General features: G+C 67.3%; 24 protein-coding genes and 1 pseudogene. 12 read left to right on the forward strand and 13 right to left on the reverse strand.

The window, feature by feature from the left end; genetic code table 11:
* Positions 1-10 precede the first annotated feature (10 nt).
* Positions 11-886, reverse strand: a complete 876-nt coding sequence (ku, locus tag RD110_RS14850; protein WP_076200190.1) for a non-homologous end joining protein Ku — start codon at positions 884-886, stop codon at positions 11-13.
* A gap of 129 nt (positions 887-1015) precedes the next feature.
* Between ku and RD110_RS14855 the strand changes: the two genes are divergently transcribed.
* Positions 1016-1366 (forward strand): hypothetical protein, encoded by a 351-nt coding sequence (locus tag RD110_RS14855; RefSeq protein ID WP_157900195.1) that lies wholly within the window; start codon positions 1016-1018, stop codon positions 1364-1366.
* Between the two features lies 1 nt (position 1367).
* Here RD110_RS14855 and RD110_RS14860 read toward each other — a convergent pair whose 3' ends face one another.
* Both RD110_RS14860 and RD110_RS14865 read right to left on the reverse strand, forming a co-directional pair.
* Positions 1368-2771 carry a type II toxin-antitoxin system HipA family toxin gene (locus RD110_RS14860; RefSeq protein ID WP_076200192.1) on the reverse strand — a complete coding sequence of 468 codons (1404 nt, stop codon included), beginning with the start codon at positions 2769-2771 and terminating at the stop codon, positions 1368-1370.
* Positions 2768-3088: a helix-turn-helix domain-containing protein gene (locus tag RD110_RS14865; protein ID WP_076200193.1), complete on the reverse strand. Its 321-nt coding sequence runs from the start codon at positions 3086-3088 to the stop codon at positions 2768-2770. The genes RD110_RS14860 and RD110_RS14865 overlap by 4 nt, the downstream gene beginning before the upstream one ends.
* Positions 3089-3257: 169 nt before the next feature.
* Between RD110_RS14865 and RD110_RS14870 the strand changes: the two genes are divergently transcribed.
* A complete protein-coding gene (locus tag RD110_RS14870; protein ID WP_076200194.1) occupies positions 3258-5543 on the forward strand; it encodes an ATP-dependent DNA helicase in 2286 nt (761 codons plus the stop codon).
* Positions 5544-5549: 6 nt separating this feature from the next.
* Here RD110_RS14870 and RD110_RS14875 read toward each other — a convergent pair whose 3' ends face one another.
* Positions 5550-6458: a LysR substrate-binding domain-containing protein gene (locus RD110_RS14875; protein WP_076200195.1), complete on the reverse strand. Its 909-nt coding sequence runs from the start codon at positions 6456-6458 to the stop codon at positions 5550-5552.
* A gap of 117 nt (positions 6459-6575) precedes the next feature.
* On the opposite strand from RD110_RS14875, the gene RD110_RS14880 reads away from it, so the two are divergent.
* Both RD110_RS14880 and RD110_RS14885 read left to right on the forward strand, forming a co-directional pair.
* Complete coding sequence (locus RD110_RS14880) at positions 6576-7664, forward strand: tartrate dehydrogenase (protein WP_076200196.1); 1089 nt, start codon at positions 6576-6578, stop codon at positions 7662-7664.
* A gap of 24 nt (positions 7665-7688) precedes the next feature.
* Complete coding sequence (locus RD110_RS14885) at positions 7689-8666, forward strand: Bug family tripartite tricarboxylate transporter substrate binding protein (protein WP_076200197.1); 978 nt, start codon at positions 7689-7691, stop codon at positions 8664-8666.
* Between the two features lie 13 nt (positions 8667-8679).
* Here RD110_RS14885 and RD110_RS14890 read toward each other — a convergent pair whose 3' ends face one another.
* On the reverse strand, positions 8680-9540 hold the full coding sequence (locus RD110_RS14890) for an NmrA family NAD(P)-binding protein (RefSeq protein WP_076205063.1): 861 nt from the start codon (positions 9538-9540) through the stop codon (positions 8680-8682).
* Between the two features lie 110 nt (positions 9541-9650).
* Here RD110_RS14890 and RD110_RS14895 point away from each other — a divergent pair, with 110 nt between their 5' ends.
* The 3 genes from RD110_RS14895 to RD110_RS14905 all read left to right on the forward strand — a co-directional run bounded on the left by RD110_RS14895 (position 9651) and on the right by RD110_RS14905 (position 12072).
* On the forward strand, positions 9651-10559 hold the full coding sequence (locus RD110_RS14895; protein WP_076200198.1) for a LysR family transcriptional regulator: 909 nt from the start codon (positions 9651-9653) through the stop codon (positions 10557-10559).
* 52 nt (positions 10560-10611) lie between these two features.
* Positions 10612-11493 carry an RNA polymerase sigma-70 factor gene (locus RD110_RS14900; protein ID WP_076205065.1) on the forward strand — a complete coding sequence of 294 codons (882 nt, stop codon included), beginning with the start codon at positions 10612-10614 and terminating at the stop codon, positions 11491-11493.
* 99 nt (positions 11494-11592) lie between these two features.
* Positions 11593-12072, forward strand: a complete 480-nt coding sequence (locus tag RD110_RS14905) for a carboxymuconolactone decarboxylase family protein (RefSeq protein WP_076200199.1) — start codon at positions 11593-11595, stop codon at positions 12070-12072.
* 47 nt (positions 12073-12119) lie between these two features.
* On the opposite strand, the gene RD110_RS14910 is transcribed toward RD110_RS14905, so the two are convergent.
* Positions 12120-12701, reverse strand: coding sequence for a DNA-3-methyladenine glycosylase I (locus RD110_RS14910; protein WP_076200200.1), 582 nt, complete (start codon positions 12699-12701; stop codon positions 12120-12122).
* A gap of 235 nt (positions 12702-12936) precedes the next feature.
* Here RD110_RS14910 and RD110_RS14915 point away from each other — a divergent pair, with 235 nt between their 5' ends.
* Positions 12937-13239 (forward strand): putative quinol monooxygenase, encoded by a 303-nt coding sequence (locus tag RD110_RS14915; protein ID WP_076200201.1) that lies wholly within the window; start codon positions 12937-12939, stop codon positions 13237-13239.
* 74 nt (positions 13240-13313) lie between these two features.
* Here the strand turns inward: RD110_RS14915 and RD110_RS14920 are convergent, their stop codons facing one another.
* Positions 13314-14495 (reverse strand): mechanosensitive ion channel family protein, encoded by a 1182-nt coding sequence (locus RD110_RS14920; RefSeq protein WP_076200202.1) that lies wholly within the window; start codon positions 14493-14495, stop codon positions 13314-13316.
* A gap of 152 nt (positions 14496-14647) precedes the next feature.
* Here RD110_RS14920 and RD110_RS14925 point away from each other — a divergent pair, with 152 nt between their 5' ends.
* Positions 14648-15271, forward strand: a complete 624-nt coding sequence (locus RD110_RS14925) for a YitT family protein (protein ID WP_076200203.1) — start codon at positions 14648-14650, stop codon at positions 15269-15271.
* Positions 15272-15286: 15 nt separating this feature from the next.
* Here RD110_RS14925 and RD110_RS14930 read toward each other — a convergent pair whose 3' ends face one another.
* Complete coding sequence (locus tag RD110_RS14930) at positions 15287-17239, reverse strand: sigma-54-dependent Fis family transcriptional regulator (protein ID WP_076205068.1); 1953 nt, start codon at positions 17237-17239, stop codon at positions 15287-15289.
* A gap of 218 nt (positions 17240-17457) precedes the next feature.
* Here RD110_RS14930 and adh point away from each other — a divergent pair, with 218 nt between their 5' ends.
* The 3 genes from adh to RD110_RS14945 all read left to right on the forward strand — a co-directional run bounded on the left by adh (position 17458) and on the right by RD110_RS14945 (position 20490).
* Positions 17458-18978, forward strand: a complete 1521-nt coding sequence (adh, locus tag RD110_RS14935) for an aldehyde dehydrogenase (protein ID WP_076200204.1) — start codon at positions 17458-17460, stop codon at positions 18976-18978.
* Between the two features lie 94 nt (positions 18979-19072).
* The gene (gene adhP, locus RD110_RS14940) at positions 19073-20107 is read left to right on the forward strand and encodes an alcohol dehydrogenase AdhP (RefSeq protein ID WP_076200205.1); all 1035 of its coding nucleotides are present in this window, start codon (positions 19073-19075) and stop codon (positions 20105-20107) included.
* Between the two features lie 2 nt (positions 20108-20109).
* Positions 20110-20490, forward strand: a complete 381-nt coding sequence (locus RD110_RS14945; RefSeq protein ID WP_076200206.1) for a DUF779 domain-containing protein — start codon at positions 20110-20112, stop codon at positions 20488-20490.
* 32 nt (positions 20491-20522) lie between these two features.
* On the opposite strand, the gene RD110_RS14950 is transcribed toward RD110_RS14945, so the two are convergent.
* The 5 genes and pseudogenes from RD110_RS14950 to RD110_RS14970 form a co-directional block, all read right to left on the reverse strand.
* Positions 20523-21002, reverse strand: a complete 480-nt coding sequence (locus RD110_RS14950; protein WP_076200207.1) for a VOC family protein — start codon at positions 21000-21002, stop codon at positions 20523-20525.
* Positions 20999-21565, reverse strand: a complete 567-nt coding sequence (locus RD110_RS14955; protein WP_076200208.1) for a hypothetical protein — start codon at positions 21563-21565, stop codon at positions 20999-21001. Before RD110_RS14955 ends, RD110_RS14950 begins: the two co-directional genes overlap by 4 nt.
* A gap of 47 nt (positions 21566-21612) precedes the next feature.
* Positions 21613-22603: pseudogene (locus tag RD110_RS14960) on the reverse strand (DMT family transporter); the annotation flags it as partial.
* Between the two features lie 54 nt (positions 22604-22657).
* The gene (locus RD110_RS14965) at positions 22658-23488 is read right to left on the reverse strand and encodes a helix-turn-helix transcriptional regulator (protein WP_076200210.1); all 831 of its coding nucleotides are present in this window, start codon (positions 23486-23488) and stop codon (positions 22658-22660) included.
* Between the two features lie 55 nt (positions 23489-23543).
* Positions 23544-24590, reverse strand: coding sequence for an alpha/beta fold hydrolase (locus tag RD110_RS14970; protein ID WP_239467044.1), 1047 nt, complete (start codon positions 24588-24590; stop codon positions 23544-23546).
* Between the last annotated feature and the right edge of the window lie 76 nt (positions 24591-24666).

Genomic DNA, 24666 nt, shown 5'->3' on the forward strand with positions numbered 1-24666 from the left:
TTCTGTTGCGTCAGGCCGCCTTGCGTTGCGGGGTGCTCTTTTTCGCCGCGGCCTTCTTGGCCGGCGCCGCCTTCGCCGCAGGCTTCTTGCCGCCCTTGAGGCTGCGCGCGAGCAGTTCGCTCAAGTCGATGATCTCGGCACCGCCGGGCGCTTCCTCCTCGGGCTGGATCACCGTTTCCGTCTTGCCGGCCTTGACCTTCTTGTCCACGAGTTTCATCACCTCGTGCTTGAACTCGTCCTTGAAGTCGTCGGGGTTCCAGTCGCCCGACATCTCGGCGATCAGCTGCGTGGCCATCTTCATCTCCGCGGCGCTGAAGCCGGGTGCCTTGGCACCGGCCGGCGGCAGGTCGAGCCCGTCGAGCGTCTTCACCTCGTCGCCCCAGCGCAGCAGGTTCAGCACCAGCGCCGGGCCGGAAGGCACCAGCGCCGCCAGGTGCTGCTTGGTGGCGATCACCACCTTGGCCAGGCCGATCTTGCCGGTCTTGACCAATGCCTCGCGCAGCAGCGCATAGACCTTCTGGCCCTTGTTGATCGGCGCCACGTAATACGGCCGTTCCAGGAAGACGAAAGGAATGTCGCCGGCGTCAATGAAACGCTGGATGTCGATGGTCTGCGTGGTGCGCGGATAGGCTTCGGCGATTTCCTCGGGCGAGATGATCACGTAGTGACCGTCCTCGTATTCGATGCCCTTGACGATGTTGTCCTTGTCGATTTCCTTGCCGGTCTTCTTGTTGATGCGTTTGTAACCAACCGGGTCCATGCTGCGTTTGTCGAGCCAGTCGAAATCGATGCCCTGCTCGGAGCTGGCCGTATGCAGACCGACCGGGATGTGCACCAAGCCGAAGGTGATGGCACCTTTCCAGAGCACGCGACTGCCAGTGGCCATGGGATTTCCTTTGGACGATGAAACTTCGATTCTTCCCGCAGCCATTTTCGGACGCTGTAGGTTGCGCAGCACACGCAAAGTAGGCCGGCGTTGACAACCCGGCCGCTCCGTCTGCGCTAGGCTCTTAGCATGCCATCGCACCTGCCTTTGCGCCACATCGCCGTTTACGTGGAGGAGCCGCGCCCGAAGCGTTTCGCCTGGGTGTTGAACGAATCCGCCGACGGCGGCGTGCACTGGGAAATGCTGCAGCGCGCGGGCAAACCCGTGGCGTCTTACCAGGAGGCCATGGCCGGTGGACTGGCGGCGCTGCAGGAACTGGTGGACGACGTGAACCTCGGGCCGCGCGGCGAACCGGAGGTCGGAGCGCCCGCCCAAAAGCGCGGCAAGGCCGATGAAGCATCGGCGGATGCGCCTGAAGACGACGAAGCACCGGCGCCTGCGAAAAAGAAGGCTTTCTTCGGCTTCGGGCCGGTGCGCTGAATCAAGCGATGGTGGGAGCCGCGCGCAGTGAATGCGCGGCCTTCTGGCTCAGCCAGGGATGCGCCTTGAAGTGCGCCAGCAGCCTGGCCTTCTGCGCCTCCGACAGCAGCGACTGCGCAATCAGCGCCGGCCAATCGCGCGCGGCCGCGGCCACGCAGTGCCGCACGGCCGCGGTCGCCGGCTTTTCCGGGATGCCCAGCTTGTCGCAAAAGATGCGCAGCACATACGGGCCAAGCCTTGGCTTGCCATCGGCGGCCGGCGCCGGGGCGGACCGCCGCGCCGCCGCGCTCTGCAGTTCGGCATCGAACTCGGCCGGCAGGATGCGCAGCGCATGGCCGGAGATCTTGCTGAAGGCGCTGTAACCGACGATGTCGTAGGCCGGCGACACCGCTGGCGTCACGCCATCGGGGTAGATCAGGCCGATGTTCTTCAGGTGCATGTCGGGGTTGCCCAGCATTTCGTTCACCGCCAGGCGGCGCAGCAATTCGTGCACGGCCGGCTCGCCCAGCGAAGGCAGGGCCATCATGGCCGCCGCCACGGCCAGGTAGCTGCCGCTGTATTTCTCCTCGGGCATCACGCTGAGCACCTGCGCGAAATCCTCGCAGTGGATGCGGCCCGTGGGCGTGCGGTCGAAGCGCACCACGGCCAGGAAGTTGGTCGTGCCGTCGCTGTCCTCCAGTTCGTACCCGTGCTCGGCCACAAGTTGCCGCAGCGGCACCAGGCTGGTTTCGCAGACGTTCACACCGGCGGCACCGGCCAGTTGCAGCGACAGGTGCTCGAGCTCGGGCAGGCGCGGCCGGCCGACCACCGGCAGCTTGGCGATGATGTGGGTGTCGTGCGCCTTGGTGCGGCCCACGTAGCGGTCGCCCTGGCGCAACACGGCCAGTTTGGGCTGGATGCCGGAGACGGAAACGCCCTCTTCCATCGGCTCGGCGGTGACCGACATCTCGAGCGCGTCGTTGTCCTGCGTGACCAGGTGCGCCAGGCCCTCGCGGTCCAGGTGCGCGGGCCGGGCCGACACGTTGCCCGGCAGATCCAGGCCGCAGGCGGCCAGCATCTCGAAATGGTCGTTCGGATCACAACCGCGCCGGGCGGCCACGTGGTCGCGGAACACGCCTTCGGGCAGCAGGTTCTGGAACCACGGCGGCAGCAGCCAGCCGCCTTGCGCGGAATACCGGCCGTTGAAGCGTGGGGACTGGATGTCCAGCCACAGCTGGCGCTGGCTGTCGGGTGTGGGGGCGAGAAAGGCGGCGCCCAGCAGAGGCTGCGGTGTGGGTTGCGACTGCCGGGTGACATCCGGATCGGCGACAAAACGCGTGATCACCGGCGCGCCGGGCATGGCGTAACGGAACAGCACGCCGAGGTGCCGTGCCCCGAGGAAGATGTCGAGCGCCTGGACGTTCATGGCCTGCCCGCGTCAGCCCCCTGGTCGGCGCCGATGCGGCGCTGGGCCAGGTCGATCAGCGAAGGTACGGTGGAGGCGGGGGCGGCGCCGGCCTGGGGGAGCCCAGCCGCGGCGCCTTTTGGAACCAGCACCATCTCCAGCCCGAGCCGGTCCGCCACGGCCAGCAGGGTGGAGAGCTTGAAATCGTGGCTGCCGCTGAGCAGCAGTGTCAACGTGCGTGCCGACAGGCCGGCCGCTGCGCGCAATGCGGCCTGTGTCATGCCCGTGGCCTTGAGTTGGCTACGCAGGCCATTGGCAATATCTGCGATGGATTTCATGGTACCAAAGTAGTATTTTGTTCACTCATACTACTTCAGGATGATTTGATTGTCAAAATTTAATACTTCTAAAGTAGTATTTCTAGATAAAAGACTACTTTGGTATTGCTGCCGATTTTGCAAGATGAGAATGGCATGGCTTGTCGGCCCGGAAGGAAATCTTCCTAGAATGGCGCTTCACACCGTCGCGGCTTCCACGCGACCACCCTTGCAGCAGCCCACCTACACCATCGCCGTCCGTGCCCTGTGCGAGTTCACCGCCAAGCGCGGCGACCTCGACCTGCGTTTCACGCCCAGCCCGACAGCCCAGGAAGGCGTGGCCGGGCATGGCATCGTGGCCAAGCGCCGCGGCGCGGGCTACGAAGCCGAGCTCAGCCTCGCGGGCAGCCATCGGCATCTGCAAGTACGCGGCCGGGCCGACGGCTTCGACCCGGCTTCGAACCGGCTCGAGGAAATCAAGACCTTCCGTGGCGACCTGGCGCGCCAGCCGGCCAACCACCGCACGCTGCACTGGGCGCAACTGCGGCTGTACGGCTGGCTGCTGTGCGCGCAGCGTGGCCTGGCGGAGGTCACATTGGCCCTGGTGTATTTCGACATCGACAGCCAACGCGAAACGGTGCTGCTCGAGACCGCCACGGCCGACGCGCTGCGGCAGCATTTCGAGGCGCAGTGCGACTGTTTCCTGGACTGGGCCGCGCAGGAACTGGCGCACCGCGCCGCACGCGACGCCGCGCTCACGGCATTGGCCTTTCCGCATGCGCGTTTCCGCACCGGCCAGCGCGAACTCGCCACCGCCGTCTACCAGGCCAACCGCGCCGGCCGCTGCCTCATGGCGCAGGCGCCCACCGGGATCGGCAAGACGGTGGGGACGATCTTCCCGCTGCTCAAGGCCGCGCCGGGCCAGGCGCTGGACAAGCTGTTTTTCCTCACCGCCAAGACCTCGGGCCGGCAACTCGCGCTCGATGCCCTGAAGAGCCTGGGCACCGCCCACCTGCGCGTGCTCGAGCTCGTGGCGCGCGACAAGGCCTGCGAACACCCGGACAAGGCCTGCCACGGCGAGTCCTGCCCGCTCGCACAGGGCTTTTACGACCGGCTGCCGGCCGCCCGCGCCGCCGCCGTGGCGCAGGGCTTCCTCGACAAGGCCACCCTGCGCGACACCGCGCTCGCGCACCGGGTCTGCCCGTACTACCTGGGCCAGGAGCTCGCGCGCTGGAGCGACGTGGTGGTGGGCGACTACAACTATTACTTCGACACCAGCGCCCTGCTGCACGGGCTGGCGCAGGCCAACCAATGGCGCGTGAGCCTGCTCGTGGACGAGGCGCACAACCTGCTGGAGCGTGGCCGCAAGATGTACAGCGCGAGCCTGGACCAGGCCGACCTCAAGCGCCTGCGCCAGAGCGCGCCACCCGCGCTGAAGAAATCGCTCGACCGGCTGCAGCGCCAGTGGCAGGCACTGCACCAGGCCCAGACCGGGACCTACCAGGCGTACGACACGATCCCTGCGAAATTTCTGACCGCTCTGCAGTCCGCGGCATCGGACGTCGGGGAACACCTGGCCGAACATCCGGCGGCGGTGGACGCCGCGCTGCAGCGTTTCCAGTTCGATGCGCAGCACTTCGTCCGCCTGGCCGAACAATTTGGCGCGCACTCGCTGTTCGACATTGGCAAAGCCGATGCACGGTCCACCGTACTGTGTGTGCGCAACGTCGTGCCCGCGCCGTTTCTCGCACCGCGCCTGGCCGCGGCGCACGCGGCCACGCTGTTCTCGGCCACGCTGAGCCCGCCGCGCTTCTACGAGGACACGCTGGGCCTGCCGGCCAACACCGCCTGGATCGATGTGCCGGCGCCGTTCCAGGCCGCGCAGTTGTCGGTGCAGGTCGCGCGCCGCGTGTCCACGCGCTACGCCGACCGCGCCGGCTCGCTGCAGCCGATCGCCGAACTCATGGCCCGGCAATACGCCGCGGCACCGGGCCACTACCTCGCGTTCTTCAGCAGCTACGACTACCTGCAGCAGGCTGCGGCACGTTTCGCCGCGCACGCCCCCGAAGTGCCGGTGTGGCTGCAGTCACGTCGCATGGGCGAAGCCGACCAGGCGGCCTTCCTGGCGCGCTTCGTGCCGGGGGGCCAGGGCATCGGCTTCGCCGTGCTAGGCGGCGCCTTCGCCGAAGGCATCGATCTGCCCGGCGACCGGCTCATCGGCGCCTTCATCGCCACGCTGGGCCTGCCGCAGGTGAACTCGGTGAACGAGCAGATCCGCCAGCGCATGGAAGCGGTGTTCGCCAACGGCTACGACTACGCCTACCTCTACCCGGGCCTGCAAAAGGTGGTGCAGGCCGCCGGCCGCGTGATCCGCACGCCCGAAGACCAGGGCGTGCTGCTGCTGATGGACCAGCGCTTCGCGCGCGCAGAGGTGCAAAAGCTGCTGCCGGACTGGTGGACGCTGCAACTCGCCTGACGCGCGTTATTTCGCGAGCGACACGGCCACGAAATCCACGAAGGCCCGCACCCGCGCCGCCATCTGGTGCCGCTGCGGATAAACGGCGTAGATGTCCGCATCCGGCGTGTCGTACTGTGGCAGCACGCGCACCAGCCGCCCGTTGCGCAGGTAGCGCTCGATGTCCCATTCGGCGCGCATCAGGATGCCATGGCCGTCGAGCGCCCAGTTCACCGCGATCTCGCCATCGTTGGTGGTGAGGTTGCCGCATGTCTTCACGGCTTCGGCCCGCGCATGCCGGGCCTTGCCGCTGGCCAGCCGCCACAGCCCATAGGCCTCCTCGCCCTGGCGGATGCCGATGCAGTTGTGCCGCGTCAGGTCGGCCGGGACCTTGGGTGTGCCGTGCCGCGCCAGATAGGCCGGCGCGGCGCACAGCAGCCGGCGGTTCGGCGCGATGTGCCGCGCAATCATGCGGCTGTCCGGCGGCGCGCCGAAGCGGATGCAGACGTCGAACACGTCTTCGGTGATCGGTGGCGGGTTCACCGACAGCTGCAGTTGCACCTCGACCTCTGGAAAACGGCGCACGAACCTCGAGATCAGCGGCGCCACGTGGCTGCGGCCGAAGCCCAGCGTGGCGTTCACGCGCAGCAGGCCCTTGGGTACGGCCTTGGCCGCGCCCAGCAGTTCCTCCATGCCGTCGATGTCGGCGAGGATGCGCCGCGCATGCGCCAGGTAGACCTCGCCCTCGGGCGTGAGGCCCATGCGCCGCGTCGTGCGGTTCACCAGCGCCACGCCCACACGCGACTCCATCAGCGCCAGGTGCTTGCTCACCGCCGGCGTGGTGATGCCGAGTTCACGTGCCGCCGCACTCAGGCTGCCGGCACTCGCGAGCGTCGAGAAGAAGCCGAGGTCGGCCGGTTGAATCTTGCTGGGCATGGCGGGCCGATTGTTGAACGCAGGTTAACGATGCCTTCACTTTAGCGCTGATCGTGCAGCCCGTACAAGACCTACATTGGCGCCACTTGAAACTACTCCATCGACAGGAAACAAGCCATGAAGACGTACCGCATCGCCACCATCCCCGGAGACGGCATCGGCAAGGAAGTCGTACCGGCCGGCCAGGAGGTCCTGCAGGCACTGGCCCGCACCAGCAGCACCTTCCAGTTCGAGTTCGAGAACTTTGGCTGGGGCGGTGACTGGTTCCGCGCCCATGGCGAGATGATGCCGGCCAACGGCCTGGAGGCCTTGAAGGACAAGGATGCCATCCTGTTCGGTTCGGCCGGCGACCCGCACATCCCCGACCACATCACGCTGTGGGGCCTGCGCCTGAAGATCTGCCAGGGCTTCGACCAATACGCCAATGTGCGGCCCACGCGCATCCTGCCCGGCATCGACGGCCCGCTCAAGCGCTGCGGCCCGGATGATCTGAACTGGGTCATCGTGCGCGAGAACTCCGAAGGCGAATATGCGGGCGTCGGCGGCCGGGTGCACCAGGGCCATCCGATCGAGGCGGCCACCGACGTGTCGATGATGACGCGCGCTGGCGTCGAACGCATCATGCGTTACGCCTTCAAGCTGGCCCAGTCGCGGCCACGCAAGCTGTTGACCGTGGTCACCAAGAGCAATGCGCAGCGCCACGCGATGGTGATGTGGGACGAGATCGCGGTGCAGATCGCCAAGGAGTTCCCCGACGTCACCTGGGACAAGGAACTCGTCGACGCCGCCACCGCGCGCATGGTGAACCGCCCGGCCACGCTGGACACCATCGTCGCCACCAACCTGCATGCCGACATCCTCTCCGACCTGGCCGCGGCCTTGGCCGGCAGCCTGGGCATTGCGCCCACGGGCAACATCGACCCGGAGCGTCGCTATCCCTCGATGTTCGAGCCGATCCACGGCTCGGCCTTCGACATCATGGGCAAAGGCCTGGCCAATCCGGTGGGCACCTTTTGGTCGGTGGTCATGCTGCTGGAACACCTGGGCGAACTCGATGCCGCCGCACGCGTGATGCACGCCGTGGAAAGCGTTACCGCCAACCAGGCGCTGCACACGCGCGATCTTGGCGGGACGGCCACCACGGAGCAGGTCACGCAGGCGATGTGCGAACTGCTGACCGCGACCAGCCAGCGCAAGGCCGCATAAGAAAAATCGAACAGGAGACAAGACATGCATAGCCATCCATCCGGCCTGCGGGCCAGCTTCACCGCGCTGGTCCTCGGCCTTGCCGCGGCCGCGGCCGGCGCCCAGGGTTTTCCGACGAAGCCGGTCACGCTGGTCGTGCCGTTTCCGCCCGGCGGCAGCTCGGACGTGCTGGCCCGCGCATTGACCGAGAAGTTGTCGCAGAGCCTGGGCCAGCCGGTGATCGTCGACAGCCGGCCCGGCGCCGGCGCCACGCTCGGCGCGGCCTACGTCGCCACGGCCAAGCCGGACGGCTACACCTTGCTGATGGGCGCGGTGCACCATGCGATCGCCACCAGCGTGTACAAGAAGCTGCCGTACGACTTCGAGAGGAGTTTCGCACCGGTCACGACCGTGGCCCTGGTGCCCAACGTGCTCGCGGTCAACACCAATTCGCCGGTCACGGACGTGAAGGGACTGGTGGCCGAAGCGAAGGCAGCCAAGGACAAGCTCGCGTTCGGCTCCAATGGCAACGGAACGCTGCAGCATCTCGTCGGCACACAGTTCGCCAGCATGTCCGGCATCGAACTGCTGCACGTGCCGTACAAAGGCAGCGCACCATTGACGACCGATCTGCTGGGCGGCCAGGTCTACATGTCCTTCGACACCATCACACCGGTCGTGCCCTTCATCAGGAGCGGCAAGCTGCGCGCGCTGGCCGTCACCACGGCCAAACGCTCCAGCACCCTGCCCGAAGTGCCGACGCTCGCCGAAGCCGGCCTGAAGGATTTCGACCAGGGCACCTGGTTCGGCGTCCTCGCGCCCGCGGGCACGCCCAAGGAAGTGGTCACCCGGCTCAACACCGAAATGGTGAAGATCATCCAGTCGCCCGAGTTCAGGAAACGCATGGAGGACATCGGCGCCGAACCGGTGGGCAACAGCCCCGAGCAGATGGCCAGCCAGATCCACGACGACACGGCCAAGTACGCGCGGCTCGTGAAGGAGGCGAAGGTGGCGATCGACTGAACCGACCTCCGGCTCAGCCCGCCACCAGGCCGCGCAGCACCGTCTCGAGCGAAGTCGTGCCCTTGCGCGACCCGCCCGGGCCGGATTCGAATTCGATCCAGCCCTCGTTGAAGCCATCGAGCATGCGCATGCGCGGCCCGGGGTTGGCCATGCCCTGCGCGCGAAACAGGTCTTCCCAGCTGCCGCGTGGCACGGCCTCGGCCTTCACCTCGCGCTGCAGAACCCGGCCCAGCGTTGCCGCGAGTTCATGCGGTGTGATGCGCGCCGACCCTTCGAGCTCCACCACGCGCAAACCGGTCCACCGCTCCTGCAGCAACTCGGCCGCCACGGCGGCGATGTCGGCCGTGGCCACCATCGGCACGGGTTTGTCGGCCGGTTGCAGGAAGCTCTGCACCACGCCACTTTGCCGCGCCGACTCGATGTCCATCGCCGTGTTCTCCATGAACCAGGCCGCGCGCAGAAAGGCCAGCGGCATCGGCAATTCGGCCAGGGCGCGCTCCACGATCTGCAGTTGCGTCAGCAGGTTTTCCTCGCGCGCCTGGGCGCCGATGGTCGAGAGGAACACCACGCGCGGGGGCATCGCGGCGCGCAGCGCTTCAACCAAGGCATCACGCAGCCGCGCCACCTCACCGAAGCCCGGCACTGGGTCGAAGTTGGACGGCAGCAGCACGAACACGGCTTCGACGCCGGTGAACGCGGCCCGCAGTGCCGCAGCATCATCCATCGCGGCGATTGCAATCTCGCAGCCCTGCGCGGCCCAGGTGACGGCCTTGCCCTCATTGCGCAACACCGCGCGGACTTTCAGGCCCTGGCCCAATAAAACACCGGCCAACTGGCCGCCGACCTGCCCCGTGATTCCCGTAATCGCAAACATGTTTTCTCCTGTGCGCGGCACACCGTGCACCGCTTGGAGGCGATTGTGGAAACCTTCGGCCGGAATTGCGATAGCATGAAAGTCATTTGATCCATGCCGGAGAATCATCAATGCCCAGGTTCAACGCCCAGTTGCTCGAAGGTGTGGAAGTGATGGCGGCGCTGGTCGAGGCGCGCAGCTTCGGCGGCGCGGGCGAGGCGTTGAACATGTCGCAGTCGGGCGTGAGCCGCGCCATCGCTCGCCTGGAGGCCAGGCTCGGCATCCGCCTGTTCGAGCGCACCACCCGTGCCGTGCGGCTGACCGACGAGGGCCGGCGTTACCACGACCAGGTGATGCCGCTCCTGGCCGCGCTAGAAGATGCCACCCATGCCACGCGCGGCGCGGCCAGCGCGGTGCGCGGGCGGCTGCGTGTCAATGTCGACGCGTTCATCTCGCGCCTGCTTGCCGGGCCGCGGCTCGCCACCTTTCTCGACGCGCATCCGGAACTCGAGCTCGAATTCATCACGCGCGACGCGCTCGGCGACATGGTGGGCGACGGTTTCGACCTGGCCATCCGTTTCGGCCATCCACCCTCCTCGACCCTGGTTGCGCGCAAGCTGCTCGAATCACGCATCCTCACCGTGGCCGCACCCGCCTACCTGGCGCGGCACGGCCCGCCCGCCACACCGCAGGAACTGGCCAGCCCGAACCACCGCTGCATCCATTTCCGCGATCCGCTCACCGGCCGGCCCTTCCCCTGGGAATTCCACCGGCGGCGCAGGAAGATCCTGGTGGACGTGCCGGCACGGCTCACGGTGAGCGACGCCGACGCTTACCAGCGCCTTTGTGTCGCCGGCCTGGGCGTGGCCCAGATGCTGGCGCTGGCCGGCGAGCCGTTGATCGCGCAGAAGCAACTGGTGCAGTTGTTCCCGGATTGGACCGACGAACGTTTTCCGCTGTACGCCTTCCACCCCTCGCGCCATCATGTGCCGGCCAAGACCCGGGCATTGCTGGATTTCGTGGTGGGACTGGCGGACTGAACCAACGGCAGAGAGAATCCCACGCCAGCGCATGTTCGCGCATCAAGAGCCCATGACCGACGCCACCCCCATCTTCAACCGACACCGCCCGCGCCTGCAGGCCATCGCCTACCGCATGCTCGGCTCGCTGGCCGAGGCGGAGGATGTGGTGCAGGACGTGTGGCTGCGCTGGCACGAGGCGCCGCAGGCCACGATCGCCAATGCCGAAGCCTGGCTGGTCACCATCACCACGCGCGTTGCCATCGACCGGTTGCGCGCCGCCAAGGTGCAGCGCGAGCACTACGCGGGCATCTGGCTGCCGGAGCCGGTGCTCACGCCGTCACCGGCCACGCCCGAGCAGACGAAGGAACTGGCCGACGACGTGTCGGTGGCCTTCCTGGTGATGCTGGAGCGCCTCGCGCCCGAAGCCCGCGCGGCGTTCCTGCTGCGCGAGGTCTTCGATGCGGACTACAGCGAAGTCGCGCTCACACTCGGCAAAACCGAAGCCGCGTGCCGCCAGATCGTGCACCGCGCGAAAACGCAGTTGCGCGCGCCGCACCCGAGCCCCGCCGTGCCGAGCGACACACAACGGCAGCTGATGCGCGGCTTCGCCGAAGCCCTGTCGCGCGGCGACTTCGCGGCGCTCAACGGCATGCTGGCCGAAGACGCGGCACTGATCGGCGATGGTGGTGGCAAGGTCACCAGTTTCCCCAAGCCCATGGTCGGCGGCAGGCGCATCGCGCAACTCTTCTACGCCGCGCACCGGCGCTTCGGCGACAGGCAGCGCATCGCGCCGGCCCTCATCAACGGCCAGTGGGCGCTGCTGCGCTTCATCGACGGCGCGCTCGAATCCGCGCAATCGTATGAAACCGACGGCGCACGCATCCTGCGCATCCTCGTGCAGCGCAACCCCGACAAGCTGGTGCGCCTGGAGGCCGCGCTGCACGGCGGCTGACGCGCTCTTCAGCGGGCACTCGAAATATTTTTCCATGGCGTGTCACAACGCCCCCGCCTGGCACGTCTTATGGGTATGCATCAACCAAAGGAAGCAACCATGAGCCAACGTGTCAATTACATCCAGCAGTCTCCCGAACTCTTCAAGAAATTCCTCGACTTCAGCAACCACCTGAACGGCTGCGCCATCGAGGAGCACATCCGCGATTTGGTGGAGATTCGTGCCTCGCAGATGAACGGCTGCGGTTTCTGCCTCGACATGCATGTGAAGCTGGCGAAGATCCATGGCGAGCGCGAGCTGCGCCTGCATCACGTCGCGATCTGGCGCGAATCGCCCCTGTTCGAACCCCGCGAACGCGCCGCGCTGGCCTGGACGGAAGTGCTGACGCACCTGCCCGAACACGGCGTGCCCGACGACGTCTATGAACGTGTGCGCGGCCAACTTTCAGAGAAGGAAATCTCCGACCTGAGTTACGTGGTGATGGCCATCAACGCCTGGAACCGCATCAACGTGGCCTTCCGCACCGTGCCCTGCAGTTCGGACAAGGCCTATGGGCTGGACAAGGCCGGCCTGGCCTGAGGCGTGCAGCGACAAGGCAACGCCATCGGCTGGGCAAGGCCTGAACTTCAGTGGCCGCGCATGGCACAGGCCAAGGCATGGTCATCCACCATGCCCACCGCCTGCATCCAGGCGTAGACGATGGTCGGCCCGACAAACTTGAAGCCGCGGCGCTTGAGTTCCTTCGAGATCTCGGCCGAGAGCGGCGTGGAGGCGGGCAATGTCCGGCCGTCGCCCCGGATCACCTGGCCGCCGGTGAAAGCCCAGCAGAAAGCCGCGAAGTCCTCGCCGCGCGCAGCCATGTCGAGGTAGATGCGCGCGCCCTGGATCGTCGCCTCGATCTTGGCGCGCGAGCGGATGATGCCGGGGTTGTCGAGCAGCCTCAGCACGTCCACTTCATCGAATGCCGCGACCTGGGCCGGATCGAAATTGGCGAACGCCGCACGAAAGGCCTCGCGCTTGCGCAGTACGGTGATCCAGGCCAAACCGGCCTGGAAACCTTCGAGCATCAGTTGCTCCCACAGGGCCCGAGAATCGTGCAACGGCCGGCCCCATTCTTCGTCATGGTAGGCCTGCATCAGCGGGTCGTTGTTGGCCCAGGTGCAGCGGGTGGCGGGTAGAGTCTTCGGGAGGACTTGGCTTGTGGTCATGCGCGGATTTTCGCTTAGCCGAGTCCTGTCGACCATCACGCTGGATCCGACATCTCGAGAGAGCCGTTCCAACGTTGCGGCGTTTGTCCCCTGAGGCGTTATCAAGTACATGAGGAACGAGCACAGACGTTGATGAATGCAAGATAGTTCGCGACATTGGCATTCAAATGGCGCACACTGCGGTGCCCGACGCGACCAGGAATGGTCACATGTCGTTGAACGTAAGGAGCATGTCATGGTCACAGTCGCGTTGTTCGTTCGCCTAGAAGCGAAGCCCGGGAAAGAGAAAGAGGTTGAAAGTTTCCTCGTGGGTGGTCTTCCTATCGTCATGGAAGAGCCCGCCACTACCGCTTGGTTTGGCGTTCGCCTTGGACCGACAACTTTCGGGATCTTCGATGCCTTTCCGGATGAAGCAGGCCGCCAAGCGCATCTCTCCGGCAAGGTCGCGGCAGCTTTGATGGCACAGGCGGGTGAGTTGTTCTCTACGCCGCCGTCTATTGAGAGTGTCGACGTGCTTGCGGCAAAGCTACCAGGCTGAACGCCCCTTCAGGGCGCTCCGGCCGGCTCGGCGTCGCTCGCTTCCCTGCGCCGAACGCCCCCGTGGCAAGCCCCTCAGTGCGCCACGTCCAACACACGCCGCCCAGCCCCAGGCCCATCCGGCAACGCCCCCTCCGACTCCGCCGCCGGCACCAGCATCACCGTGCGCGTCGGGAACGCGAACTCCACCCCGATGGCCGCGAACTCGCGCATCAGCGCAATGTTCACCGTCTGCTGCGTGTCCATGTACCTGCCGTAGTCCGCGGTCTGCATGATGTAGACCACCACGTAGTCGAGCGAGCTTTCACCGAATCGCGTGAAGTGCGCGCGGTCGAACTTCACCTCGGGCTGGGCCTCGATCACGCGGCGCACGATGCCCGGCACGGCCGCGGCCTGGTCGGGCGTCGCGCCGTAGGTGATGCCGAAGGTGAATTCGATGCGCCGCGTTTGCATGCGCTTGAAGTTCTTCATCGAGTTCTTCAGCAGTTCGGAATTCGACACCACCACCTGCTCGCCGCCCGCGCTGCGCAGCCGCGTGGTCTTCAGGCCCACGTGTTCGACCGTGCCCGCCACCGCGCCGGCCGAGATCGCGTCGCCCACCTCGAAGGGTTTGTCGAGCGCGATCGCCACCGAGGCGAACAGGTCGCCGAGGATATTCTGCGCGGCCAGGGCCACCGCGATGCCGCCGATGCCCAGGCTGGCGATGAACGCCGTGATGTTGAAACCCAGGTTGGACAGCACGGCCAGCGCGACAATGGTCCACAGCGCCGTCTGCAGCGCCCAGCCGATCAGCGTGGCCGACACCGTGGCCTGCGGCGCGACAGCGGCTGGCGCACTCGGTGAGCCGCCCGCGTGGCGCTGGAGATACCGCTGCAGCAGCACCTCGATGAGCTTGGTGCCCCAGAGCGCCACCTGCAGGGCCACGGTGACGAACCACAGCTGTGAGATGCGCGATTCCCAGCGCAGCGGCAGATTCAGCAGGTGCAGACCGAGCAGTACGGCGCCGGCCAGCAGCAGCCCGTGGTTGGTGCGATCGAGCATTTGGGCCAGCACCGGCCGCACGCCCTGGTCGAGCACGGCGGAGGCCGTGCCGTTCCGGCCGTCGCCGCGATGCACCCGGCGCCGCGCGAAACCGAGCGCCGTCGTCATGAGGAGGTAGGCAACCAGGGCACTGGCGAGGGCGATCAGCAGGTCGTTGAGGGAATTGCCGGCAAAGCTGTTGCGGCCGAACCAAGCCTGGATGTTGGAGAATGACATCCCACCGTTTCTAATTGCTGCCGCGTTACCACGGTATCGGCTCAGAGAACCGCGTCCTGTAGGCGCAGGACGACAGTTCACCGCCGCAGGCACAGGCCTTGCTTCGACACTCTCGTCCACTGCTTCGAGCCCATGCGGCCCGCATTCCACCGATGTCCTCCACCCTGCCCTCGGGCACCACCCTGCAGCGCCACAACCTGGTGGACGACGCGCAGGCCATCTTCACCGGCACGCTGTTCGTGTCCTTGGCGCTCGTGCTGCTGGCGCAGGCCGGGCTGTTGACCGGTGGCACGGCCGGCATCGCGTTCCTGCTGCATTACGCCACCGGCATCAGCTTCGGCAAGCTGTTCTTCCTGCTCAACCTGCCGTTCTACTGGTTCTCGTGGAAACACATGGGCCGCGAGTTCACCATCAAGACCTTCCTGGCGATTGCGCTGCTGTCGCTGCTCACCGAGTGGACGCCGCTGCTGTTCGACATCGCCAGCCTGCATCCGCTGTATGCGGCGGTACTCGGCGGCCTGCTGCTCGGCTCGGGCTGCCTGTTCCTGGCGCGGCACAAGGCCAGCCTCGGTGGCGCCACCATCGTCACGCTCTACATGCAGCAGCACCACGGCTGGCGCGCCGGCAAGATGCAGATGGCCATCGACTGCAGCGTGGTGCTGCTGGCCCTGCTGGTGGTGCCGCCGGCGCGCGTGGCCTGGTCGGTGCTGGCCGCGGTGCTGATGAGCCTGTTCCTGTGGATCAACCACAAGCCCGGGCGCTATGCGGTGATGTAGTGGCGTCTCCAGCGTTCAGCCGCCGCCGCGCCGCGCGGCCAGATGCCGGTACACCGTGCTGCGGTGCACGCCCAGCAGCGCCGCCGCCTCGGCCACCTGGCCGCCGCATTGCGCGAGCGTGCGGTCGAAGGCATCGCGCGCCATGTCGGCCAGCGGTGCCAGTGGCTGAGCCGCCAGGTCCGACACCGGCGTCGAAACAGGTGTTGAAGCAGACGCCGAAGCGCCTGGCGGCCTGGGCAGGCCCCCCGCGCCGATGCGCCCCGGCAACTGCTCCACGCCGATGCGGTCGCCGGCCTCGGCCAGCGCCGTCAGGGTGCGCAGCACACTGCACAGTTCGCGCACATTGCCGGGCCAGGCGTGGGCGCAGAGCCGGTCGAGCGCGGCCGGCGTCAGCACCAGCCGCTTGGCGCGCCCGCCGAGTTCACCGAACAACTGCGTGATCAGCGCGCGCCGGTCGGCCCGCTCACGCAGCGCGGGCAAGGCCACGCGGTAGCCGTCCACCCGGTACAACAGGTCGTTGCGGAAGGTGCCGGCCACCACCATGGCCGCTAGGTCGCGGTGCGAGGCGCACACCAGGTCGAAATCCACCGCCACGGCAGGCCCACCACCCAGCGCCGACACGCTGCGCTCTTCCAGCACACGCAGCAGCCGGCTTTGCAGCAGCAACGGCATGTCGCCGATCTCGTCGAGGAACAGGATGCCGCCATGCGCTTCACGGATGCGGCCGGGCGTGCCGCGTTTGCGCGCGCCGGTGAACGCCCCCTCGGCGTAGCCGAACAGCTCGGCCTCGATCAGTTGTTCGGGCAGCGCCGCGCAGTTGATGGCCACGAACGGCCCCTTGCTGCGCCGGCCCGCGGCATGCAGGCGGCGCGCGAACACGTCCTTGCCGCTGCCGGTTTCGCCGCTGAGCAGCACCGGCAGGCCGTCGTCGAGCACCCGCACCGCCTGCCGCAGCAGGGGCGCCAGCACGTCGTCGGTATCGGCGTCGGCCGCGACATCGACCTCACGCACCGGCGCCACGGGTCGAGCCGTGCCGGCTAGGCCCGAGCGGCCCGGCTGCGGGGCGCGTTCCACGGTCGCCGCGATTTGCTGGCCGTCGGGCAAGGTGATCAGGCCGCGATGGTGTTCGAGCCGGCTCCAGCCGCGGCCGAGCAGCGGCTCGACGTGGCGGTCGAGCAGGCCTTCCCAGGTGTTGCCGAGCATGGCCAGCGCGGCTTGGTTGGCGGCGACGATGCGGCCGTCCTCCACCACCACCAGGCCTTCGCGTGCCGTGCCGAGCAAGGCCGGGCGGCGATGGAAGCGCAGCAGATGGCCCTGCGCGCCGGCCAGCATCAGCCGGTGCGCCACCTGCTGCGCCGCCATGCGCACCAGGCCCAGCGCATGCTGGTTCACACGCATGGTTTCACCGGAGATGTCGAGCACCCCCGCCACCTCGCCACGGCCGGTGAGGATGGGTGCGGCGGCGCAGCCGAGCGCGCCGTTCTGCGCCAGGTAATGTTCGCCACCAAGCACCATCAGCGCCTCGCGCTCGGCCAGCGCCGTGCCGATGGCGTTGGTGCCGCGGCTGTGCTCCGACCAGTCCACGCCGGGCATGAGCGCGAACCGTTCGGCCTTGGGCAGGAACTCCGGGCTGCCGATCTCGTTGAGGATCAGCCCGTCGGCATCCGACAGGATCACCACACAGCCGTTGCCCACGGCGTGTTCGGCCAGGCTGTCGAGTTCGGGCATGGCGCAGTCGAGCAGGCGCATGGCCTGTTCGCGCCGTTCCTGCAGGCGGACCAGCGGCATCGGTGCCGCGTCGAAGGCGCCGCCACCGTCCATCGGCCGGCTGCGTCGCCAAGAGCGCGAAATGTGCGGGGCGAGCCAGCCGGCAGGGTCTGCGCCCTGCTCGAAGAACAACACCCGGGCCTGCGCCACCGAGGTGGCGCCGTCGGATGCAGCCGGCGCTGGAAACGAGGCTTCGGTCATTTTGTCTCCCGTGTCGGGTGGCGTGCTTCGCGGTTTGCGAATGCGCGACGCCATATTCGCACGAAGCTGTCGCAGAACGCGACACGGCGGGGCGTTTTTTGCCTTCTTCCCCGGGAAATGGCATGAGGGAATCTACCGAGTGGCGGCGGTACGTTCGTTGCAATACCTGTTGCGAAGCGCTGCATGTCGCAGCGTCGATTCCTGATGGAGACAAACCCATGGACATGTTGGAACCCGGCAAATTCGGCACGGCAGTGCACTTCAAGAAGCGTTACGGCAACTACATCGGCGGCGAATGGGTCGCGCCGGTGGACGGCCAGTATTTCGAGAACGTGACGCCCATCACCGGCAAGCCCTTTTGCGAGATCCCGCGCTCGACGGCCGCCGACATCGACCGCGCGCTCGACGCGGCGCACAAGGCCAAGACGGCCTGGGGCAAGACCTCGACCACGGACCGCGCCAACATCCTGAACAAGATCGCCGACCGCATGCAGGACAACTTGCCGATGCTGGCCGCCGCCGAGACCTGGGACAACGGCAAGCCGATCCGCGAGACGACGCTGGCCGACCTGCCGCTCGCGATCGACCATTTCCGCTACTTCGCGTCCTGCATCCGCGCGCAGGAAGGTGGCATCAGCGAGATCGACCACGAGACCTATGCCTACCACTTCCACGAGCCGCTGGGCGTGGTCGGGCAGATCATCCCCTGGAACTTCCCCTTGCTGATGGCGGTGTGGAAGCTCGCGCCGGCGCTGGCCGCGGGCAACTGCGTGGTGCTCAAGCCCGCCGAGCAGACGCCGGTGTCGATCCTGGTGCTGATGGAAGTCATCGGCGACCTGCTGCCGCCGGGCGTGCTCAACGTGGTCAACGGTTTCGGCGTGGAAGCCGGCAAGCCGCTGGCCTCGAGCAACCGCATCGCCAAGATCGCCTTCACCGGCGAGACCACCACCGGCCGGCTGATCTCGCAGTACGCGAGCCAGAACCTGATCCCGGTGACGCTGGAGCTCGGCGGCAAGTCGCCCAACATCTTCTTCGCCGACGTGCTCGACCAGGACGACGCCTTCTTCGACAAGGCGCTCGAAGGCTTCGCCATGTTCGCGCTCAACCAGGGCGAGGTCTGCACCTGCCCCTCGCGCGCGCTGATCCAGGAATCGATCTACGACCGCTTCATGGAACGTGCCCTGAAGCGCGTGGCCGCCATCAAGCAAGGCAGCCCGCTCGACATGGCGACCATGATCGGCGCGCAGGCTTCGAGCGAACAGCTCGAGAAGATCCTGTCGTACATGGACATCGGCCGCCAGGAAGGCGCGCAGGTGCTGATCGGCGGCGAACGCAGCCGGCTCGAAGGCGACCTGGCCGAGGGTTACTACATCCAGCCCACGGTGTTCAAGGGCCACAACAAGATGCGCGTGTTCCAGGAAGAGATCTTCGGCCCCGTGGTCTCGGTCACCACCTTCAAGGACGAGGAAGAGGCCCTGGCCATCGCCAACGACACGCTCTACGGCCTGGGCGCGGGCGTGTGGAGCCGCAACATGAACACCGCCTTCCGCATGGGCCGCGGCATCCAGGCCGGACGCGTGTGGACCAACTGCTACCACCAGTACCCGGCGCATGCGGCCTTCGGCGGCTACAAGCAGTCGGGCATCGGCCGCGAGAACCACAAGATGATGCTCGACCACTACCAGCAGACCAAGAACCTGCTGGTCAGCTACAGCGAGAACAAGCTCGGTTTCTTCTGATCGCGCAGGGTTTGACCTGACGCAAGCGCCCGACTCGAGGGCCGACCTAAGCTCGGCCGGCCCTGCCCACTCGCCATCCAAAGGACCCCATTCCATGATTCCAAGAACCATGAAGGCCGCCGTCGTCCGCGCGTTCGGCCAGCCGCTGCGCATCGAGGAAGTGCCGGTGCCCCAAGCCTCGGACGACCAGATCCTCGTGAAGATCGAGGCCTCCGGCGTGTGCCATACCGACCTGCACGCCGCCGAGGGCGACTGGCCGGTCAAGCCGAGCCCGCCGTTCATTCCCGGCCATGAAGGCGTGGGCTTCGTCGCCGCGGTGGGCCGCAACGTCAAACACGTAAAGGAAGGCGACCGCGTGGGTGTGCCCTGGCTGCATTCGGCCTGCGGACACTGCACCCACTGCCTGGGCGGCTGGGAGACGCTGTGCGAATCGCAGAGCAACACCGGCTATTCGGTCAACGGCGGCTTCGCCGACTATGCGCTGGCCGACCCCGATTACGTGGGCCACCTGCCGAAGGACATCGGTTTCGTCGAGATCGCCCCGGTGCTGTGCGCCGGCGTCACGGTCTACAAGGGCCTGAAGATGACCGACACGCGCCCAGGCGACTGGGTGGTGATCTCGGGCATCGGCGGCCTGGGCCACATGGCCGTGCAGTACGCCCGTGCCATGGGCCTGAACGTGGCCGCGGTGGACGTGGAAGACGACAAGCTCGCGCTGGCCCGGGAACTGGGTGCCACCGTCACGGTGAACGCCCGGACGACCGACCCCGCCGCCTACCTGCAGAAGCAGATTGGCGGCGCGCACGGCGCGCTGGTCACGGCCGTCTCGCCCAAGGCCTTCGAACAGGCGTTGGGCATGGTGCGGCGCGGCGGCACGGTCACGCTCAACGGCTTGCCGCCGGGCAACTTCCCGCTGCCGATCTTCGACATGGTGCTGCGCGGCGTGACGGTGCGTGGCTCCATCGTGGGCTCGCGGCTGGACCTGCAGGAGTCGCTGGACTTCGCGGCGCGCGGCCAGGTGCGCGCCACGGTCGCCACCGAACGCCTGGAGAACATCAACGAAGTGTTCGCGCGCATGCACAAGGGCCAGATCCAGGGCCGCATCGTGATCGACATGTCGGCGGGCTGAAGATGGGCGCCACGCAGGCAGGCATCCCCGCGCGCGTGCTGGCCACGCCGGCGGCACTGGCGCTGATCGACAAGCTGCAGGCCGGGCATGGCCGGCTGATGTTCCACCAGTCGGGCGGTTGCTGCGACGGCAGCGCGCCGATGTGCTACCCGGCTGGGGAATTCATCGTGGGCGACTACGACCGGCTGCTGGGCGAGATCGGCGGCATGCCGTTCTACATCAGCGGGCCGCAGTTCGAATATTGGCAGCACACGCAGCTCATCATCGACGTCGTGCCCGGTCGCGGCGGCATGTTCTCGCTCGAAGGGCCGCACGGCCTGCGCTTCCTCACGCGATCGCGGCTGTTCACCGACGAGGAGGCGGCGGCGCTGGCGGCGGTGTAAACGTTGCGACAGCAGCTGGTTCCGCAGGGATTTCAGCCCCGCCGGGCGGCCTCGATCGCGGCGATATCGATCTTCTTCATCGTCATCATCGCGTCGAAGGCGCGTTTTGCCGCCGCGCGGTCGGGGTCCTGGACCGCCGCCAGCAAGGCGCGCGGCGTGATCTGCCACGACAGGCCCCAGCGGTCCTTGCACCAGCCGCAATCGCTTTCCTGGCCGCCGTTGCCCACGATCGCATGCCACAGCCGGTCGGTCTCGGCCTGGTCTTCGGTGGCGATCTGGAAGGAGAAGGATTCGTTGTGCTTGAAATGCGGTCCGCCGTTGAGCCCGACGCAGGGGATGCCGGCGACGGTGAACTCGACCGTGAGCACATCGCCCTGCTGGCCGTCGGGATAGTCGCCCGGCGCATGCATGACGGCGCCGACCGCGCTGTCGGGGAAAGTGGCGGCATAGAAGTTCGCGGCCTCGACGGCATCGCGCTCGTACCACAGGCAGATGGTGTTCTTGCTGGTCATCTTGATGCTCCTGGCGTGATGTGGGACAGCAGCGTCAGCGGCAGCGGCGACGCCACCCTGGCCGGTGCCGGCTTCGAAATGCCGGCCTGCACCGGCAGCGTGATGCGCACCGTGCTGCGCTCACCCTCGATGCCCTCGGCCTCGATGCGCAGGCCGAACTGCCCGTCCCCGCCCTTGAGCAGCAGCAAGGCCTCGCGCGCCGGGATGGCGCAGTCGTGGTGGCCCGCGATGGTGCTGCCGCAGGCGATGCGGTTCGCCACTTCCTGCACCGCGCCCTGCTTCGAGATCACGTAGGGGTGGACGTCGACACGGTGCAGCGCATCGGTGGCCACGAAGCTCAGCGTGAGTTCCTTGAACGACTTGACGGCGGAAGGCGCATGCAGCGTGCGCGGGGCGATGTCGAAAACAACGAAGGGTGCGTTGTTCGACACGTAGTCGATGCGCGCTGGAAAGCTGTCGAGCGGGGAAGATGGCACGGGTGGCACGGACGACACATCGGCCCGTGCGGCCAGCATGGTTGAAAACGCAACGACCAGCGCCAAGGTGATGCGGGTGGGCAGCATGGAAACCTCCTGGAACAGGCGTCCCGGCGGCGATCCCGCGCCGGGACCAAGCCCCGCCGCTGCTCAGAGGCGCGGAGGCCGCACCGGCCGGCGGGTGGTCACGAAGAAGCCTAGCAGGATGAAGCCGATGCCGGCCAGATGGAAAACCCGCACCGGTTCGCCGAGCACCAGGAAGGCCAGCAGCGCCGTGAACAGCGCCACAAGGTGGAACGACACGCCGGTCACCGTGGCGCCGAGCGCGGCCACGCAACGGCCCCACACGATGAAGGCCAGCAGCGAGGCGAAGATGCCGATGTAGAACACCGCCGCGACCGACCCGGCATCGGTCGCGATGCGTGCGCCGTGCGCCAGTTCCACCATCCAGAACGGCATCAGCACCACCAACCCCGCCGCCATCGTCGCCGCCAGGAACACCAGCGGGCTGACGGCTGGCGGCCGGCGCCGCAGCAGCACGGAATACACGGCGTAGTTGGCCACGGCCACCAGCACCAGCCACTCGCCGCCATCGAGCCGCAGCGCGGCCAGGCTGGCCAGGTCGCCGCGCGCCACGATCCAGGCCACCCCGACGAAGGAGATGGCGATGCCGGCCAGCACCCGCGCGCCGATGCGCTCCACGCCGAGCGCCACCGCCGCCAGCGGCACCATCAGCGGCAGGGTCGAATTCAGGAAGGCCACGCTGGCGGCCGGCACCGTCCGCAGGGCGAGGTAGCCGAGGGCGTTGTAGCCCGCGATGCCGAAGGCGCCGCAGGCCGCGATCAGCTTCCAGTGCCGCGCCAGCTGCCCCCGCTCGTGCCAGGCCTGGCGCGCAATGAAAGGCGCCAGCAAGGCCAGTGCCACCAGCCAGCGGCCGACGGCCAGCGACACCGGCGGAAACACCGGGCCGAGCGCGCGCCCGAGCACCAGGTTGCCCGCCCAGAAGGCCGGTGGCAGCCACAACAGCCACACGGGGCGCGCCCACAGGGCGGTCAGCGCGCGCCTCATCGCCGGAGCGCCGGGTGCGAAGGAATGGGAGTGGTCTTGTCGAATGTGTCGCGTCATGGCTGCCCCTGCTGTTGGGCCGCAGCTTGGCAGGGCTTGACCGGCGCGTATTGGTCAGGATTGCGCGCGCACGTACTGCAGCGGCGTCATGCCGAAGCAGCGCTTGAAATGCTTGTTCAGCGCGCTCTGGTCATAGAAACCAGCGGCGAGCGCGGCCTCGGCGACGGACTGGCCGGCCCGCAGCTTCGCCAGGGCTGCGCGCAAGCGCAACTGGGTGAGATAGGCATGCGGCGTCAGCCCCATCAGCCGCTTGAAGGCGCCGATAAGCTGGAACGGTGTGAGACCGGCCACCGCGCCCATCTGCTCAAGCGTCAGCGGTTCGGCATGGCCCTCGCGCATCAGCGTCAGCACGCGGGCCAGCGTACGCGCATCCTTCGGCGTCCTGGGCATGCGCTGCGCCGCCTGCCCGTGCCGCAGGCACAGCGCACCGAAGCTCTGCACCAGGGCTTCTCGCTGCAGCAGCGGATCTTGCCGCGCACCGTCGAGCGCCCGATGCAGCGCGAGGAAACGCGCCACGAGTGTCGGGTCGTGGATGGCGTTGGTGGTGAAATAGACGGGCCGGTCGATGCCCAGCGCCGCCAGCAGGTCCCTGGCGCCCGCGTCCGCGAGGTAGAACGACCGGTAGCGCCAGCGCGCGCTGCCGGCCATGCGTCCGGAATGCGGCTCGGACGGATTGAACACGAGCAGCGCCTGCGGATGGGCGATGCCGGTACGGCCGCGGCTCTTGAACTCCGAGCCGCCCACTTCCGTGGCCGCGACGACCAGTGAGTCGTGCACATGCGGCGCATAGTCGTGCGCGGTGAAATCGGCGTGCAGCATGTCCATGCCTGGCTGGCCGGGCACCTGCCAGTAGCGCGAAGTGTTGCGGGGATCGGTTCGGGCCAAGGGCGTCCTTTCAACCGGTCCAAAGCAAGAAGCTGGCCCGCCCTACTTTGCCGAACTACTTTGCCGCCATCTGCGGCATGGCCAGCACGGCGGCCAGTTCGCGCTTCCAGAAACGCGCATTGCCGGTGGTGCCGTGGCCCGAGGTCTGCTCGCTCGCCGGGATCAGCAGCATGCGGCCGTTGGGCACGCGCTTCAAGCTGCGTTCGAGCAGGCCGAGTTCGGGTGGATTGCGTTCGTCGTCGGCGGCATTGATGGCCAGCACCGTGGCCTTGATCTGCTCCAGATTCGCCGAAGCGTCGTAGTCGCGCGAGGAATCCCATTGGTAGAGATGGTCGTTGGCGTCACCCTTGAACGGCGCCTTCAGCCGCTGGTCGAGCAGCGCATTGGCCGCGGCGTTGGTGGGCGCGGCCTTCTGCGTGGCCAGCGTACCGCCGCTGGTGGCGATGCCGAAAAACACCGAGACGAACTGCAGGCTCGGCGGCTGGGTGGTGTAGTTGCCGTTCATCCAGGCAGGGTCGTTCTTGATGCCGTCGACGATGAGGCGGCGCATCATCCAATTGCGGCCCGACATGGCGGTCGGCACCGAGGCCATGGGCACGGCGATGTCCATGAAGTCGGGGTATTTCTGCGCCCACAGCCAGGTCTGCATGCCACCCATGGAATTGCCGAGCACCAGCCGCAGATGCCGCACGCCGAGGTGTTCGCGCACCAGGCGGTATTGCGCCTGCACCATGTCGTCGTAGTTGTATTTGGGAAAGGCCGCGCGCAGGCCGTCCGACGGCTTGCTCGATTCGCCCGCGCCCAGCGCATCGGGCAGGATGATGAAGTACTTGCTCGCGTCCAGTGGCTGGCCCGGGCCGAACAGCTCACCTGCGAAGGCCGGTGACAACATGCCGGTGCCCGAGCCGGCCGTGCCGTGCAGGATCAGCACCGGCTCGCCCGAGGGAGCGCCGACGGTGGTGTAGTGCAGCTTGAGCTCGGGCAGGGTCTCGCCTGTGTGAAAACGGAAGTCGCGCACCACCCAGTCGCCCTGCTGGGGTGCGGGATAGTCGGCGGCCAGGGCCGAAAAGCCAAGGGTGGCCAACACCGTGGCAGCACACATCGAAACCAATTTTCGAAGCATTCGCATGTCTTGTCTCCATTGTTGTTGAGAATCCTGTCCGCCGGCATCATGCCAC

Source organism: Rhodoferax koreense (assembly GCF_001955695.1).
In the GTDB taxonomy this organism is placed as follows: domain Bacteria; phylum Pseudomonadota; class Gammaproteobacteria; order Burkholderiales; family Burkholderiaceae_C; genus Rhodoferax_B; species Rhodoferax_B koreensis.